The 14,370-nt window shown below is 34.6% G+C and carries 15 protein-coding genes; 7 read left to right on the top strand and 8 right to left on the bottom strand.

The window, feature by feature from the left end; genetic code table 11:
* Positions 1-103: 103 nt before the first annotated feature.
* Complete coding sequence (locus MKY06_RS29600) at positions 104-610, bottom strand: RrF2 family transcriptional regulator (RefSeq protein WP_078082386.1); 507 nt, start codon at positions 608-610, stop codon at positions 104-106.
* A gap of 202 nt (positions 611-812) precedes the next feature.
* Here MKY06_RS29600 and MKY06_RS29595 point away from each other — a divergent pair, with 202 nt between their 5' ends.
* Complete coding sequence (locus MKY06_RS29595) at positions 813-1,454, top strand: FMN-dependent NADH-azoreductase (protein ID WP_116299432.1); 642 nt, start codon at positions 813-815, stop codon at positions 1,452-1,454.
* Positions 1,455-1,483: 29 nt separating this feature from the next.
* Complete coding sequence (locus MKY06_RS29590; RefSeq protein WP_116299412.1) at positions 1,484-2,341, top strand: NAD-dependent epimerase/dehydratase family protein; 858 nt, start codon at positions 1,484-1,486, stop codon at positions 2,339-2,341.
* 589 nt (positions 2,342-2,930) lie between these two features.
* Here the strand turns inward: MKY06_RS29590 and MKY06_RS29585 are convergent.
* Positions 2,931-3,263 (bottom strand): YolD-like family protein, encoded by a 333-nt coding sequence (locus MKY06_RS29585; protein ID WP_116299413.1) that lies wholly within the window; start codon positions 3,261-3,263, stop codon positions 2,931-2,933.
* Between the two features lie 13 nt (positions 3,264-3,276).
* Positions 3,277-4,542 (bottom strand): Y-family DNA polymerase, encoded by a 1,266-nt coding sequence (locus tag MKY06_RS29580; protein WP_116299414.1) that lies wholly within the window; start codon positions 4,540-4,542, stop codon positions 3,277-3,279.
* A 149-nt stretch (positions 4,543-4,691) separates the two neighbouring features.
* Here MKY06_RS29580 and MKY06_RS29575 point away from each other — a divergent pair, with 149 nt between their 5' ends.
* Both MKY06_RS29575 and MKY06_RS29570 read left to right on the top strand, forming a co-directional pair.
* Positions 4,692-4,916, top strand: coding sequence for a hypothetical protein (locus MKY06_RS29575; protein ID WP_116299415.1), 225 nt, complete (start codon positions 4,692-4,694; stop codon positions 4,914-4,916).
* Positions 4,917-4,956: 40 nt separating this feature from the next.
* Complete coding sequence (locus MKY06_RS29570; protein WP_172738016.1) at positions 4,957-5,112, top strand: hypothetical protein; 156 nt, start codon at positions 4,957-4,959, stop codon at positions 5,110-5,112.
* 61 nt (positions 5,113-5,173) lie between these two features.
* On the opposite strand, the gene MKY06_RS29565 is transcribed toward MKY06_RS29570, so the two are convergent.
* Entirely contained in the window at positions 5,174-5,455 is a 282-nt protein-coding gene (locus MKY06_RS29565; RefSeq protein ID WP_116299416.1) for a hypothetical protein, read from the bottom strand.
* 158 nt (positions 5,456-5,613) lie between these two features.
* Between MKY06_RS29565 and MKY06_RS29560 the strand changes: the two genes are divergently transcribed.
* Positions 5,614-5,883, top strand: a complete 270-nt coding sequence (locus MKY06_RS29560; RefSeq protein ID WP_116299417.1) for a hypothetical protein — start codon at positions 5,614-5,616, stop codon at positions 5,881-5,883.
* 365 nt (positions 5,884-6,248) lie between these two features.
* On the opposite strand, the gene MKY06_RS29555 is transcribed toward MKY06_RS29560, so the two are convergent.
* Positions 6,249-6,881 carry a LysE family translocator gene (locus MKY06_RS29555; protein ID WP_116299418.1) on the bottom strand — a complete coding sequence of 211 codons (633 nt, stop codon included), beginning with the start codon at positions 6,879-6,881 and terminating at the stop codon, positions 6,249-6,251.
* 372 nt (positions 6,882-7,253) lie between these two features.
* Positions 7,254-8,678 carry an amino acid permease gene (locus MKY06_RS29550; RefSeq protein WP_116299419.1) on the bottom strand — a complete coding sequence of 475 codons (1,425 nt, stop codon included), beginning with the start codon at positions 8,676-8,678 and terminating at the stop codon, positions 7,254-7,256.
* Between the two features lie 215 nt (positions 8,679-8,893).
* Between MKY06_RS29550 and MKY06_RS29545 the strand changes: the two genes are divergently transcribed.
* On the top strand, positions 8,894-9,643 hold the full coding sequence (locus MKY06_RS29545; protein WP_116299420.1) for an IclR family transcriptional regulator: 750 nt from the start codon (positions 8,894-8,896) through the stop codon (positions 9,641-9,643).
* Between the two features lie 76 nt (positions 9,644-9,719).
* Complete coding sequence (locus MKY06_RS29540; RefSeq protein WP_340962218.1) at positions 9,720-11,357, top strand: M20/M25/M40 family metallo-hydrolase; 1,638 nt, start codon at positions 9,720-9,722, stop codon at positions 11,355-11,357.
* 618 nt (positions 11,358-11,975) lie between these two features.
* On the opposite strand, the gene MKY06_RS29535 is transcribed toward MKY06_RS29540, so the two are convergent.
* Complete coding sequence (locus MKY06_RS29535) at positions 11,976-12,734, bottom strand: DeoR/GlpR family DNA-binding transcription regulator (RefSeq protein ID WP_098590917.1); 759 nt, start codon at positions 12,732-12,734, stop codon at positions 11,976-11,978.
* A 634-nt stretch (positions 12,735-13,368) separates the two neighbouring features.
* Positions 13,369-14,292: a sugar phosphate isomerase/epimerase family protein gene (locus MKY06_RS29530; protein ID WP_116299422.1), complete on the bottom strand. Its 924-nt coding sequence runs from the start codon at positions 14,290-14,292 to the stop codon at positions 13,369-13,371.
* Positions 14,293-14,370: the final 78 nt, after the last annotated feature.

Below are 14,370 nucleotides of genomic sequence, written 5' to 3'. Positions count from 1 at the left end.
TTATAATCCCCGACTTGTTTGTCAACGATACAGAAATCTCTTGTTGTCATGTATAAATAAATGTAAAGAACAAAAAAAGCTCTAGCTAAATCGTCAAAGCAATTTAGCTAGAGCTTTTTTTTGAGAAGTATTGTCGAGTATCTGTTCTTTGTTTCTCAGGTAAAACATGGTTAAGTTCCTTATCTAACCATGCAAGAGTTTTATAACGAAGAAATTCACGCATCTGTTCTTCTGCCTCAAGCATGACCAAATTAATTGTACAAGTAGAATTGCTGGATTCACAGGAACTACAGTTCTTGTCTCGATATAATATACCGTTTTGTACAATATTTTTACATTGGAAAATAGGTTTGGGTCCTTCGACAGCTTGTATTACATCCCAAAAGGAAATCTCTTCTGGAGACTTAGCTAATCTATATCCTCCCTTTACACCAGGAACGGAACTGACAATACCAGCTTTAGATAATTTACCGAAAACTTTCGAAAGAAATGTCTCCGAAAGTCCTTGAAATTCTGCTAAATCTTTTATTCCAACACTTTCTTTTGAAGGCGTATCAATTAAATAAACAAGACAATGTAATGCATATTCAACCCCGACGCTATACTGCATATAAACTCACCTGCTTTTGGTTTTAAGGGTTATCAAATTGTATCTTAGGAGTATTTTGGGTGTTTGTCAAATAGAAGAAATCTGGTTCAGTATATTATTTTTTTCATTTGACAAAAATAATCATAAGGTTTATATTAAAGACCGTATTAATCGACGATTAAATCAGTCTTTAATTAAAATGCAGATTAAAGGAGAAATACAAATGAATAAAACACTTATTATTAACGCACATCCAAAAGTAGACGATACTTCTTCATATAGCTTGAAGGTTTTTCATCACTTTTTGAAAAGGTATAAAGAATTGATTCCTAGTAGCGAGACAATTGAACAAATTAATCTATACAGTGATGTAGTACCCATGGTAGATAACACGGTTTTAAGTGCATGGGAAAAACAACGAAATGGACAAGAACTAACGAGCCAAGAAAAAGAAGTAACGGATCGTATGTCTGAGGTTTTACACCAATTTAAAAGTGCAGATACGTATGTCATTGTTTTACCTTTGCATAATTTTAATATTCCATCGAAGTTAAAAGATTATATGGATAATATTATGATCGCACGTGAGACGTTTAAATATACAGAAACTGGATCAGTGGGTTTACTTAAGGACGGACGAAGAATGCTTGTTATCCAAGCAAGTGGCGGAATCTATACAAATAATGATTGGTATACAGATGTTGAATACTCTCACAAATACCTGAAATCAATGTTTAATTTCCTTGGGATTGAAGATTATCAAATCGTTCGTGCACAAGGAACGAATGTATTAGATCCAAATGAGGTAATAGAAAAAGCGTATGAAGAAGTGGAAGAAGCTGCTAAGAGATTAGCAACCAAGTAGAATTTATTTAATAAAGGAGACGAAAGTTTATGAGAATTATTGTCGCAGGTGGAACAGGTGTCATTGGGCGTTTTATGTTACCTAAATTAGTAAAAGATGGACATGAAGTATTCGCTATGACAAAGGATAGTAAAGCTAACAAGTTTCTTAAAGAAGTAGGTGTAACTCCTGTACAAGCAGATGCATTAAATAGTGAGGCTGTGCTTGCTGCCTTTCAAAAGGTTCAGCCTGAGGTTGTAATCCACCAGCTTACTTCACTAGGAAGTGTCAACCTGGAAGATAACGCTAAAATTAGAGTTGTTGGAACCAGAAACTTAGTAGATGCTAGTAAAGCTGTAGGTGTAAAAAAAATAATTGCCCAAAGTCTTGCTTTTACGTATGAACCAGGAGAAACTCCTGCAACGGAAGATGTACCTTTAGATTTTGAAGCACCAACTCCTAGAAAAATAAATGTCGATGGGGTAGCATCTCTCGAGTCAGCTGCTGCTGAATTACCGGAATACGTTATTCTTCGGTATGGACTGCTTTATGGGCCAGGTACATGGTATGACAAAGACGGAATGATTGGTCAACAGGTATTAAAAGGTCAAGTGAAAGCAACAGATAGTGTAATCTCATTCTTACATGTAGAAGATGCAGCGCAAGCTGCAGTTGAGGCTTTAAAATGGCCAAGTGGTCCAATTAATGTTGTAGATAACGAACCGGCTTCAGGAAAAGAATGGCTTCCTGTCTTCGCTTCTGCGATTGGCGCACCAGAACCTCAAAAAGAAGATGGAAGTGAACGAGGAGAGCGTGGAGCTTCAAACAAAAAAGCTAAAACAGAATATGGTTGGAAACCTCTCTATCGAACTTGGCGCACTGGTTTCGAACAATCATTAAAAAACTGATAATATCTGTGTGAGTAAAAACTCTTTATTTTAAATTAATTATTTTTATACCTGTGGTTATTATTCTTAAGATAAAAAGCAACCCTTTGGAGTTGCTTTTTTTATTGACTTATATGCTGCAAAATTTTATGAAGGACTTCTTGTATTATATACAAGCTATTTGGAATTGCATGATAATCTGCAATTGAAAAGGTCATATAGGTTCTACATCTCGATCAAATAGTTTTGTACCAGAGCCGAAGACTTAACGATAGTAACGGAATTTTTGAAATCAGGAATATCAAGATCTATTTCTTGCTCCTTTATTTCTTCCAGGTTAATCACTCTTTTCTATTTGACTTTTCTTAGACTAACACAATTACAGCCATATAAAATGGGCATGTTAAAATCACTCTGGTTTTTCCACTAGTTGCATCTGGAAAATTTGAGTTTCCTGAATACCTGCTCTTTGGAGTTCCTCTTTAAATGCTTCTCCTTCTTTTAGTTTAATGATTCTCTTTGAACCGTCCTGTAACGTGTATACTCTAAAATTGTATATGAATGTACCTCCACCAAAATAAATGCTTCTTGTAGACGATTTCTTCAGGAACTAAGCCAAACGAACATCGATGAGCTCGCTTAACCTCATTTTATTCTTTAACTCAAATACGTCATCGATGAAAATAAATAAATCCCCGAGAGAATCAACAAACTGAATGAATCCTGTCTCTGTTATGCATTGGCCTCTCTTATAATATGTAAGATACACTTGTTTATTTGTATGTAAGGCTTCAATCAAGATGAAATTAATCTGTTCCATTTGCTCGTCTGTTAAAACAGGTTGAGCTACTTCTGCTTGCTTATTTATCATTTCTTTTAACCCTATGTATTGCTCTGGCATAGTGGCGAATGGACGCCATTTTTTCATTCCTCTAGATTCCATATCTTTTTCCTCCTTAAGCTTTATGACCACCCATAAGGCTATTTCGATAACGAGCTGTTGAATGAGGAAGGTGACTAGACGCACGTAGTACACTATTCTTGCCATAACGCAGTCGAATATCATCAATCGTTTTGGCAAGAGCATAGGCTCTTTCACGCTGATCGATGTCCTCAAATAAGCTCATTTGCTCCTCTTCTTGAATGCTCGTATTCGATAATGAAATGCCAATGGAGCGAATTGGCATCCCACTATCAAATGTATGTAGAATGGTTAAACAATACGGAAAGATATCTTGGCTTAAATTCGAAGCTCGCCCCATTTTCTTTTGTCTGGAGAATCCTCTACCTGTTTGTTTGCTGTAGCCAATTGATAAATGGATCGTTTGAGCCACCACTTGATGCATGCGTAAACGGAAACACACATCATCCAAGAGCTCCAATAGCAATAACTCCACTTCTTTTCGGTTTGTATAATCACGGAATAGAATTTGACTCTTTCCAAAGGAACGAGAGCTAGGAATATATACATCAGAAATGCGACTGTAATCAATCCCGTTCGAATGTTGGTGTAACTCTTCGCCTAGTATGCCAAATTCTTTTTGTAACATCTCTTTTGAAGAAAGAGCGAGTTCTTTGATAGAGTGAATGCCCAAACGATTTAAGCGTCTTTCCGTAGCAGACGAGATCCCCCAGAAATCCTTCATCGGATGAATGGACCATAACTTAAAGGGAATATCCTCATATCGCCAATATGCAACCCCTGTGGGGCTATTCTTGGCCTCATGATCCAAGCTCACCTTAGCCAGTAAGAGATTTGGACCAATTCCTGCGGTAGCTGTCAGCCGTGTCTTGCGATAAATCTCATGGATGATTTTATGAGCTAATTCTTCTGGTGTTTTAGCGAATAAATGCAAAGAAGCTGTCGCATCAATAAACAACTCATCAATGCTATACGCGTGAAAGTCCTCAGGAGCCACATACTGTAACACCAAACTAGAAATATAGTTCGAAGCCTTGATATATCTCTCCATGGAGGGATTCACCACATGGATATCTTTCCTTTTAGGAATATCGAAAAGACGACTTCCTGTTTTGATCCCTTCTTTCTTTAATAGGGGTGTGGCAGCTAACACAACCGATCCTGATCGTTTGATATCTCCTACCACCGCAAGCCTTGTTTTCAAAGGATCTAAGTCCTGTATGACAGAAGAAACCGAAGCAAAGAACGCCTTCATGTCGATACATATAATGACTCTGTTTGGTAGCTGCCCATAATCCATTAAAAGAACTCCTTAAATAAAAGAACGTACGTTCTCTATATTATATACGAACAAACGTTCTTTATTCAATAAAAACTCTAAAGTTTTCCCGATTATTGTTACAATCAGAAGAACAAATACTCTATATGAATAAGGATGAAGGGGAATCTATGATTAAAGCTTTCAGCGCATTTTTACTGACTACTATTATTTCTTTTGTTGTAATGGTTGGTGCGTTACTAATTTGGGTTGCTATACAAGCAAATCACATAACTGATGATCCATCACTTGCAGACGGATTAGGGTTTGCAGTTGCTTATGGGGAAATAGCTGCTGTTCCCATTTCGCTTGCAATAGAAATCTTTGGTGGTATTATTGGTTACTTGAGAAATTGAATCTAAAAATCCTATTTATTATTTAGGGAGAAGTTACAAAATGTATCAAATGAGGATCTTTACATTAAGAGATGGTACCAAAAGGAAAATAAAGATCGAAGAGGGAATGACCCTACAAGATGAATTGAAAGAAGCAGGAATTACAGAATCAGATATATTTCAAATGCAATTAGTAATCCAAGATGATAAAACGTAATTCTAGTTGTTCAAATTGCTAAAAAGGCAACCACTTAATATTTAGTGGTTGCCTTTTCTTATTAAAATGGTAATGAAGTTGAACCCTTTTCAACTTTTAAATGTACAATTTCACTTATCTTAATTGAGTCACCATTCTTAAATAGAACAAAATTATCCATATTTTCCTGACCTTCAAAGTATGCTGTTAGTTGAGTTTGAATTTGGCTTTCATACCCATAACCAGACATTTCAATCGAACCATACACATCAAAATTCTGTTTTGTTTTGACACTGATTAAATACTGAATTTCAGGTTTGTCTGACGGTTGTTCAATGTTTATAATTTCTTGTAATGTAATCATTGTATCCCTCATCTCAAGGTATGTTTTAGCTTCAACCTACAATTCTATTTGTCTACTTATATTCTTTTTCTAGTTCATCTCTGCAATTATATATTTTACCAGAAAATTGAGCATACTAATATAACTAAGAACGTGTAGGAAGTGAGATGAACTAAAGAATGGGCATTTCTAAATTTGATAAGTGTGTTGTAATCGAGGAAAAAGCTATCATTAGTAGAAGAGAACAATTTTATAAAATCATTAATGAAACAATAGATGAACCACAAGAGGAAAGATTAATTTTTACAACGCTTCATCACATTGCTTTTTGTGACTACTTGCTAGGAACAGAAGTAAAAGAAAATCATCGACTGAAATCCATACTAACTATTGTTAATAGAAAGAAGAGTACGGATTACACGTTATCTGATTTTCATATTAGTTTTTAGCTCTCTTATGTAAAAAAAGTGTCCATAAAAGCATATAAAAAACAACGAACGTTCATAAAGTCTTCTTCAAATTTTAAGAACGCGAAAGAAAGTAAAATATAATACTTTTTTATGTTCATAAACGTATACGTTTACGGAAGTCGTATTTGATTCTATTTTAAAATGTACATTTAAACAACAATTTAAAATACATTTCCTTTATATATATACATATTTTTAATGCTTTGAGCACAATACCCAAGGTAGATAAATCATCACTTTACGACTAACTTTCAATAAACAGAAAATCCACTGATTAGGCCCAGTGGATTTTCTGTTTTTAAGCTATATAGGTATCCCCTATTGATAGTTAAAATCACAGCTATCTAAGTATGAGCCTTTTCTAGAGCGAGTTTTATACCAAATCCTATCAATATAGTACCTGTTATTCCCTCGATAACCTTTTGTGTCTTAGGCTTCTTCATAAAAGCACTAATCTGGTTAAGCAAATAAATATAAAATAAATACCACACGACAGTTAATACAATATAAGTTATCCCAAGTATAAGAAACGACATAAACGTACGGCTTCCAGGATTCACAAACTGAGGTAGGAAGGTTAAGAAAAAAACAGCTATTTTTGGGTTTAGTAAATTGGTAAGGAAACCTTGTTTAAAAGAAGACTTATTCTTATGTTTATTTTTAGCAACCGTTTCAGTTATTTCTGCTTTTTCTTTATTTCTCAATGTCCATAATGACTTAACACCTAAATAAATTAAGTACACCGCACCAACATATTTAAAGATAGAAAATAACAAAGCTGATTTTGCAATAATCGCCGAAAGCCCTACAATAGCAGTTAATGTATGAATAGATAACGCACAACAAATTCCGAGCATCGTTTTAAAACCTCCCTGTTTCCCCACAGTAAGAGTGTTTTTGGTCATGATAGCAGTATCTGGACCAGGTAAAATAACTAAAAAGACGCATGTAATTACAAACAAATAAAAGTTTTCCATTTTGTTATCACCTTCTGTTCTGATTAAGGATATCCTCTTACAAATTTCTATGTAGATCAAATAAGTGGGCAGCCATAATTATCATTTTTACTATTTGTTTTACTTAGTTAAGCTTTTAATTTATCTGGAATTTAGATATTAAATAACTTTTCTGGGACTGCTATTTCTTCCATGCTAGTTGATTCTCTAAATAAACATTCTGTGGAAGTAGTTTGGGATAAATCCTTCCACAGAAGTTCGCCTCCCTTTTAAATATTCCTTCTTAAAATAACAGATATCTCCGAATATATTTTAGATTTGTAGAATAAAAACATAAATTAAAGCGCTATCATTTGTGGCGCACATATTTAACAAGAGTTCAATTTGAATTGATCAACTTGTTTTACTAATCCCGTTTTCACTCTGCCTGTTAGTATTGATTTTTCTGTTGACTTTTGCGTAATAGAAAACATAACAACCAATAATTAATGGTACCCCGCAGTAGATCCCTAATCTCTGTTCTGGAATAAAGAAGAGACTTATGATAATGATGCCGTATATAACAAATCCAGCAATTGGAACGAATGGATAAAGAGGAGTTCTAAACTTTAAGTCCTCCAACTTTCCGCCGTTATTAAGATACTCTTTACGGAAAAAAAACTGAGAAGCACAAATTGACATCCACACAATAATTGTAATAAACCCGGAAATTGAAATTAACCAAAGGTAAACAGTTTCAGCTGCAAAAACACTTGTTAAAAGCGAAAGAGCAGAAACAGATATTGTCATAATTAATGCATATAGAGGAATTCCACGTGATGATAATTTTTTTAGAAAAGCTGGAGCCATGTCATTTTTAGACAAAGACCAAAGCATTCTAGTTCCAGCGTATAACCCTGAGTTAGCTACGGAAAGAAGAGCTGTAAGAATAACAAAATTCATAATGTCGGCTGCATAAGGAATACCTATGTTATCTAGCACTACAACGAATGGACTCTTACCTAATCCTGCCTGTTCCCAAGGGATTAAGGCTGAAAGAACAAATATGGCTAAAACAAAGAAAACCATCGTTCTCCAAATAATATTTCTAATTGAACCTGGTAAAGTTTTGGCTGGATCTTCACTTTCTCCAGAAGCAATCCCAACCAGCTCTGTGCCTTGAAATGAATAATTAACTGTGACTAGAGTTAACAGTACTGCACCAAGACCGTTGGGAAATAGCCCCCCGTTATTTGTAAAGTTAGATAAAAGTGGAGCAGATTCTTCTCCTTTTAGGTCAATTAATCCAAACATAGCTGCGCCTCCAAGAATGATAAAAGCAACAATAGCTGATACCTTTATACTTGAAAACCAAAATTCTGTTTCTGCATAACTTCTTGCGGATAGTGCATTAATGACAAAGATGGTAACTCCAAAAGTTAAACACCAAACCCAGACAGGGACTCCAGGAAGCCAACGTTGCATGGTCATACCTGCAGTGGTAAATTCAAGTCCTACACTGTTAGCCCAACTAAACCAATACAACCATCCAATCGTAAAGCCAGTAGCAGGATTAATAAACTTTGTAGCATAATCCTGAAATGATCCTGAACTAGGCATTGCTACAGCAAGCTCACCAAGACATAACATAACAAAGTACATTAATAACCCGCCTATCATAAAAGCAAGTACAGATCCACTTGGTCCAGCTTGGCCAATAATGAATCCGGAGCCATTAAATAGTCCTGTTCCTATTACACCGCCAAGTGCAATCATAAACAAATGTCTACTTTTCATAGTCCGCCTTAACTCAGTATTTTTATCATCAAAATTTGTCATCGTGCTCCTCACTTTCGTACATAATGTTTTCCGCATAGTGGAATTAGTTCCACAATACGGAATTATATATAATTTTCAGATAACTAAACAAAAAAGTCAATATCTTGTTTTATTTATTTTTTTATTCTGAAAATTTAGTTGATTTGAATGAAAAACTTTGTTAAATTCATATTTAATCAAATATTTAAAAACTAAAATTAAAGTTGAGGTAAGTTATGGTACAATCCATCGATCGAGCTGTAGATATCATTCAAATACTAGACTCTTGTGATAAAAAAGATTATTGGTCCATCTCCGAGATAACAGAACGAACTTCTCTCCCTATTAGTACAGTTCATCGGCTACTTAATTCTTTAATGAAGAATGGGCTTGTCTCGCAAATTCCAGAAACAAAACACTATACATTAGGTCCAATATGGATGGAAATAGGCTTGAGACAATTAGAAAGAGTAGACTTTAGAATCGTTGCAAAAGAAAGCATGGAACGATTAGCTTATGAAGTTGAAGAGAGCGTTTACTTAAGTGTGTTAAATGGTACGTATTCTACCATTATCGAAAGAATTGATAGTCCATTAAAAGTCCGGGTCATTGATAATCTAGGCGAACGAATTCCTCTTCATATAGGAGCTCCTAATAAAATTATGTTAGCTCAGATGAAAGCAGATGAAAGCCATCAACTTATTAACGGATATCCTTTTTTAACGCCAGAGCAAAAGCAAACTTTTTCAGAACAACTAGTAACCATTAGAAATCAAGGATATGCGGTGAGTTATGGAGAGAAAACAGAGGGAACTGCATCCATTGCTGCACCTATTATAGGCTTTAACGATAAGGTAGTAGGAGCATTAAGTGTAGGTGTAACTAGCAATAGTATTAATCAAGATAGATTAGATACTCTTATTGATAGTGTGAAAGATGCAGCGAGCGAAATATCTACTAAAATTGGCAGAACGTCGACAGTTTAAAATCGACAATCTGCTTTAATTTTTATTCATATAGTGGAAAGTGTTTTCATAATACGGAAAAACAAGGGGGATATTTATGGGAAAGTGGCAAACTAAAGAACAATTAACTAAATTATTATGTAATCTCGTTCGAATTCCGAGTATTACGGGTTCACAAGCTGAAGAGATCTTTCCAGACTTTGTAGTGCAACAACTATCAGATTTTTCTTATTTTCAACAATATCCAAATCATCTACAGAAAAATCCAACAGGAGATGATCGATTTTTTATCACCGCACTAGTAAAAAAAGCACCTGACGTGAAAAACACAGTTATTCTTGTTAGTCACTTTGATGTTGTAGATATAAAAGATTATGGAAGATGGAAAGAAGATGCCTTTAACCCAGAAAAATTAACATCTATGTTTTACTCACATATAGATGAGTTACCAGTTCCAGTTCGTCAAGACATGGAACAAGGCAATTGGTTGTTTGGAAGAGGAACAATGGATATGAAATGCGGACTTGCTTTACATATGTCTATGATTGAGCAAGCATGCGAAGGAAAATTTGATGGAAATATCCTTCTATTGGCAGTTCCAGATGAAGAAGTGAATTCTGTTGGAATGCGGGCTGCTGTTCCTAAGTTATTGAATATAGCAAAACAATTCGACCTTGAATATACAACCGTTTTGAACTCAGAACCTATGTTTACGCGCTATCCTGGAGATGAAAGTAAGTATATCTATACAGGCTCCGTTGGAAAGGTGTTACCTGGATTCCTTTGCTATGGGAAGGAATCCCATGTGGGAGAACCATTTGCGGGTTTAAATGCAAATTATATGGCTTCATTATTAACTGCAGAAATAGAATTAAACACAGAGTTTTGCGAAGTTATCGAAGGGGAAGCAACTCCTCCTCCCACAAATTTAATTCAAAGAGATTTAAAAGACGAATACTCTACTCAAATTCCGCATCGTGCAGTAACGTTATTTAATCTATTTTTGTTAGAGAAGCAAATGGGAGATGTAGTTTTATCATTACGTGAAAAAGCAATAAAAGTGGCAGCTCAAATAGAGGATAACTATATGAAACAAGCGAATCATTTCTCTACCTATAATTCATTTACACCCAAGAACCTCAAAGTTAACATACTAACTTACGAAGAACTTATAGAATACTGCGTCCAGAACTATGGTCAAGAACAGATTAATGCTCTTCAAACTTCTGTTTTAAAGAATAGAAATGGTAACGATGATCGTGACTTAACAATTGAGTTTGTTGACCAATTATCTATTATGTGCAAAGAGTTAGCTCCAATGATTGTCATCTTTTTTGCTCCTCCCTATTATCCAGCTGTTAGCTCGCGTCACAATCTTTTCATTCAAGACGTAGTTTATAATATGGAGAAATATGCTTATGACAACCATAATGTTACTTTTAAGAAACAGAACTATTTTGGGGGAATTTCCGATCTTAGCTACGTAGGCTTACAATATCCAGCAGAATCTATGAAGCCACTTACTACCAATATGCCATTATGGAATAACGGTTACTCTGTACCACTTGACGATTTGGAAAAATTTAATGTACCAGTTCTAAATGTGGGGCCTGTAGGAAGGGATGCTCATCAATGGACAGAACGTTTGGATATAGATTATGCGTTTGAAATGCTATTAGATATGCTTCCTGTATGTATTCATAAATTATTAAATCCCGTATTAGAGCGAAAATAATTTATGTAAAGCTATACGCCCTATTTATTCAATAAAATGTTAGTCGATATAAGATATAGGAATGTTTATAAAGAATGGTTCCCCTATAAGTGGGGAATTGTTCTTCAATAGATTACCTACTGAATTCTTACTTAACATAATAGATTTTATCACCAGAAGTAAAAAAGAAAGCTACCCCATCGTTGCAGGACGGATAGCTTTTAGGGAATTTGTATGCTTCAATTCATAAAAAAGTCTGAATAATTGTACAACAAATTTATAAATAAGGCAATATAGGACAACCTTGAGCATATGTATAAAAGATGCATAAAGCAGAAATCGTAACCTCATCGAAGCCCTTGTCCTGCAAGGGTTCTTTTTGTCGTGTGTAACGGAAAGAGTGTTTATGTAAACTAGCAATGTATATGGTATACAGTCCAAAAGCAGAAAAAACTCCCCCAGAGCGTTAAGGGAGTTTTCCTGCTACATTTATTTATCCAAAGGGTTGAAACCTTATCAGTTTCTTGAGTAGTTTGCTCAATTTGCTATTTATTATCCGTTTATATTGGGGAAGAATATAAATTAATTTCTTTTACTGGTTATTCGTACCAAAAGGTCGTTAAGAAAGATAATAACTGTTTATTCCTTAATAACGACGAGCTCAATACTATTTTCTTTAGCGTAATCTTGATAACTGTCATCTAGGCAATCATCCGTTATTAAGTAATCAATCTCTTCCAATCCGCAATAAGTGACCATAGCATACTTATCAAGTTTAGTATGATCTACCAATAAAAAAACGTCTGCATTTCCCTTTACTATTGTTTCTTTAATTCCACTTTCAATGGGCGATGAATTTGTGACTCCATTTACTATTGAAACACCTGTTGAAGCCATAAATACCTTATCAAAATTATATTTCTTAAAAGAATCTGCATGGCTATAACTAGAAAATGATTTAGTGTCACGTTCGAGAAAACCGCCAGTTGAAATCACATTCAAATTTTCGAAAGCTAAGGCTTCAATTATAATATCCAGGTTATTAGTAATGATAGTTATTTGTTTGTTTTTTAGAAATGTAATCATTTCTAATGTGGTTGTACCTGAATCTATAAATATTACGTCTCCATTTTCTACATAATCGGCTGCAGTTTTAGCAATTAACCTTTTTTGAAGCTGATTCCGTGCCTTTCTCTCGTTAAATGATTCAAGTTTTGCATGGCTTATAGCTACTCCACCATATATTTTTTGAATCATCCCTTCTTTAATTAACTTTCGAATATCACGTCTAATCGTGGTCTTAGAGACACCAAAAACAGTACCTAGATCATCTAACGAGACGGATTGGTGTTTTAAAACATATTCCTGAATTTGTTGAATTCGCTTTGTTTTTAACATTCCCATTCCCATCCTCATCCTCATCCTTAACTTGTAAATCCAAAACCTTTTCTGGAATGAATCTCTAGTTAAATTTGCTAAAGGTTTCTAAACTTTTATTAATTAACACTGTATTTTATCGATCCAGGAAAATGAGTTGTGAAGATAATACTCGATTTTTCCAGAGAATAATAGATTAAAAAAGTACTTTACCCCTTAATTGAAGTAAAGCAGAGTTAGATGTTGTTTCTTCTGATTTGTTTAACTTCCGTAAGAAATTTAAGATTTTCACAATGTATATAACCCGTTATATCTAATAATTTTTTGTCAGATGGTTGCATTGCCGCCGGACGTAAAGCTATTTAAATTTTAATTGAGCTCTCTATAAATCAGGTATATATAGAATTAATTAAATTACTTTTAAAAGTTATTGATACTTTACCCAAACAGCACCATTATCAGCAGTACGTACACATTTTTCTACCCAGTGAACCCTTTCAATCACTGCTTTAGTATTGAGATGCCACATATTCCTAATATTTCCCCGCATTCTGCAGCATCCATTGCAAATGCAGAATGCGCATATAGATTTAGCTTTCATTTTCTCTCCGTACATTATTTTTTTATATCACTTTTTCTTTAAATCCGTTTCCGATCAATAACCAACACTTTTTAAGTAATCGACGCTTTGTTTAACATCAGATAAACTTGTGTCAGAGTTTCTAGGATCTCGCTCCTGCTCAATTGTGATGTACCCATGGTAATCGATTTCTTTTAATAATTTATGAATCGAATTATAGTCAATAATACCTTGTCCAATTGGGCACATAACCCCTTTACCACAAGCATCGAAAAAGCGAATACGTTCTTCCATTACTTGTTTATATACATCAAGATCAATATCTTTAAAGTGAATGTAATCTAGTCGATTTGCACACTTTTGAAGCCACTTTATTGGATCCATTTTTGAATAGTACAAATGCCCTGTATCTAAGCAAAGGCCAGCTATTTCGTAAGGTATATCTTCTAAAAGTTTTTCAATTTCATCTTCAAATTCAATGTATCCTCCTGCATGGGGATGAATAACAGAGCGTACTCCATATTTATCCCATGCCCTTACTGCTAGTGCACGAATATGAACCATCATATTATCCCAGTCTCTTTCAGACAATCGTACTGCTTTTTCTGGATGCCCTGCATCATAATCTCTCTCATCGTGCCCCCAATCAATAATGACTAAATAAGGAGTGGGAAACTTTTGTCCTTTTTCTTGGAGAGTTGAAGGCAGCTTTGTTATTAATGAACAAATATCATCTACATGATGTAGTAAATTTTCTAAATTAGACTCTGTTACTAAATCATCAAAAATCGTTCCTGCTATTATAGTTAAATCATTCTTAGAAAGCTCTGCTTGTACTCTTTCAATGTTCATTGGCATATATCCATAAGGGCCTAACTCAATCCCCTTATAACCGGCTTGTGAAGCTTCATTTAAAACCCTTTCCCAAGGCGGTAGGTAAGGATTTTGAGGATTATCAACACCCCAGCAACAGGGCGCTCCTGAAATTTTAATACTCATCTATAACACTCCTAGTTCCCATAAAATAAACATTCTTAAATGAAATTAAAAAATTGTACTCTAAATAAATTCATGTCT

The organism is Priestia sp. FSL P4-0332, from assembly GCF_038005845.1.
Lineage (GTDB): Bacteria > Bacillota > Bacilli > Bacillales > Bacillaceae_H > Priestia.
The sequence above is the reverse complement of the archived record's forward strand: the minus strand, read 5'-3'. Positions and strand labels throughout refer to the sequence as shown.

Coding starts and splice junctions, on each gene's coding strand:
- MKY06_RS29530 (WP_116299422.1), bottom strand. CDS start 14,292: ATGAGTATTAAAATTTCAGGAGCGCCCTGTTGCTGGGGTGTTGATAAT.
- MKY06_RS29545 (WP_116299420.1), top strand. CDS start 8,894: ATGGTACAATCCATCGATCGAGCTGTAGATATCATTCAAATACTAGAC.
- MKY06_RS29565 (WP_116299416.1), bottom strand. CDS start 5,455: ATGATTACATTACAAGAAATTATAAACATTGAACAACCGTCAGACAAA.
- MKY06_RS29555 (WP_116299418.1), bottom strand. CDS start 6,881: ATGGAAAACTTTTATTTGTTTGTAATTACATGCGTCTTTTTAGTTATT.
- MKY06_RS29590 (WP_116299412.1), top strand. CDS start 1,484: ATGAGAATTATTGTCGCAGGTGGAACAGGTGTCATTGGGCGTTTTATG.
- MKY06_RS29540 (WP_340962218.1), top strand. CDS start 9,720: ATGGGAAAGTGGCAAACTAAAGAACAATTAACTAAATTATTATGTAAT.
- MKY06_RS29600 (WP_078082386.1), bottom strand. CDS start 610: ATGCAGTATAGCGTCGGGGTTGAATATGCATTACATTGTCTTGTTTAT.
- MKY06_RS29575 (WP_116299415.1), top strand. CDS start 4,692: ATGATTAAAGCTTTCAGCGCATTTTTACTGACTACTATTATTTCTTTT.
- MKY06_RS29570 (WP_172738016.1), top strand. CDS start 4,957: ATGTATCAAATGAGGATCTTTACATTAAGAGATGGTACCAAAAGGAAA.
- MKY06_RS29560 (WP_116299417.1), top strand. CDS start 5,614: ATGGGCATTTCTAAATTTGATAAGTGTGTTGTAATCGAGGAAAAAGCT.
- MKY06_RS29550 (WP_116299419.1), bottom strand. CDS start 8,678: ATGACAAATTTTGATGATAAAAATACTGAGTTAAGGCGGACTATGAAA.
- MKY06_RS29585 (WP_116299413.1), bottom strand. CDS start 3,263: ATGGAATCTAGAGGAATGAAAAAATGGCGTCCATTCGCCACTATGCCA.
- MKY06_RS29580 (WP_116299414.1), bottom strand. CDS start 4,542: ATGGATTATGGGCAGCTACCAAACAGAGTCATTATATGTATCGACATG.
- MKY06_RS29595 (WP_116299432.1), top strand. CDS start 813: ATGAATAAAACACTTATTATTAACGCACATCCAAAAGTAGACGATACT.
- MKY06_RS29535 (WP_098590917.1), bottom strand. CDS start 12,734: ATGTTAAAAACAAAGCGAATTCAACAAATTCAGGAATATGTTTTAAAA.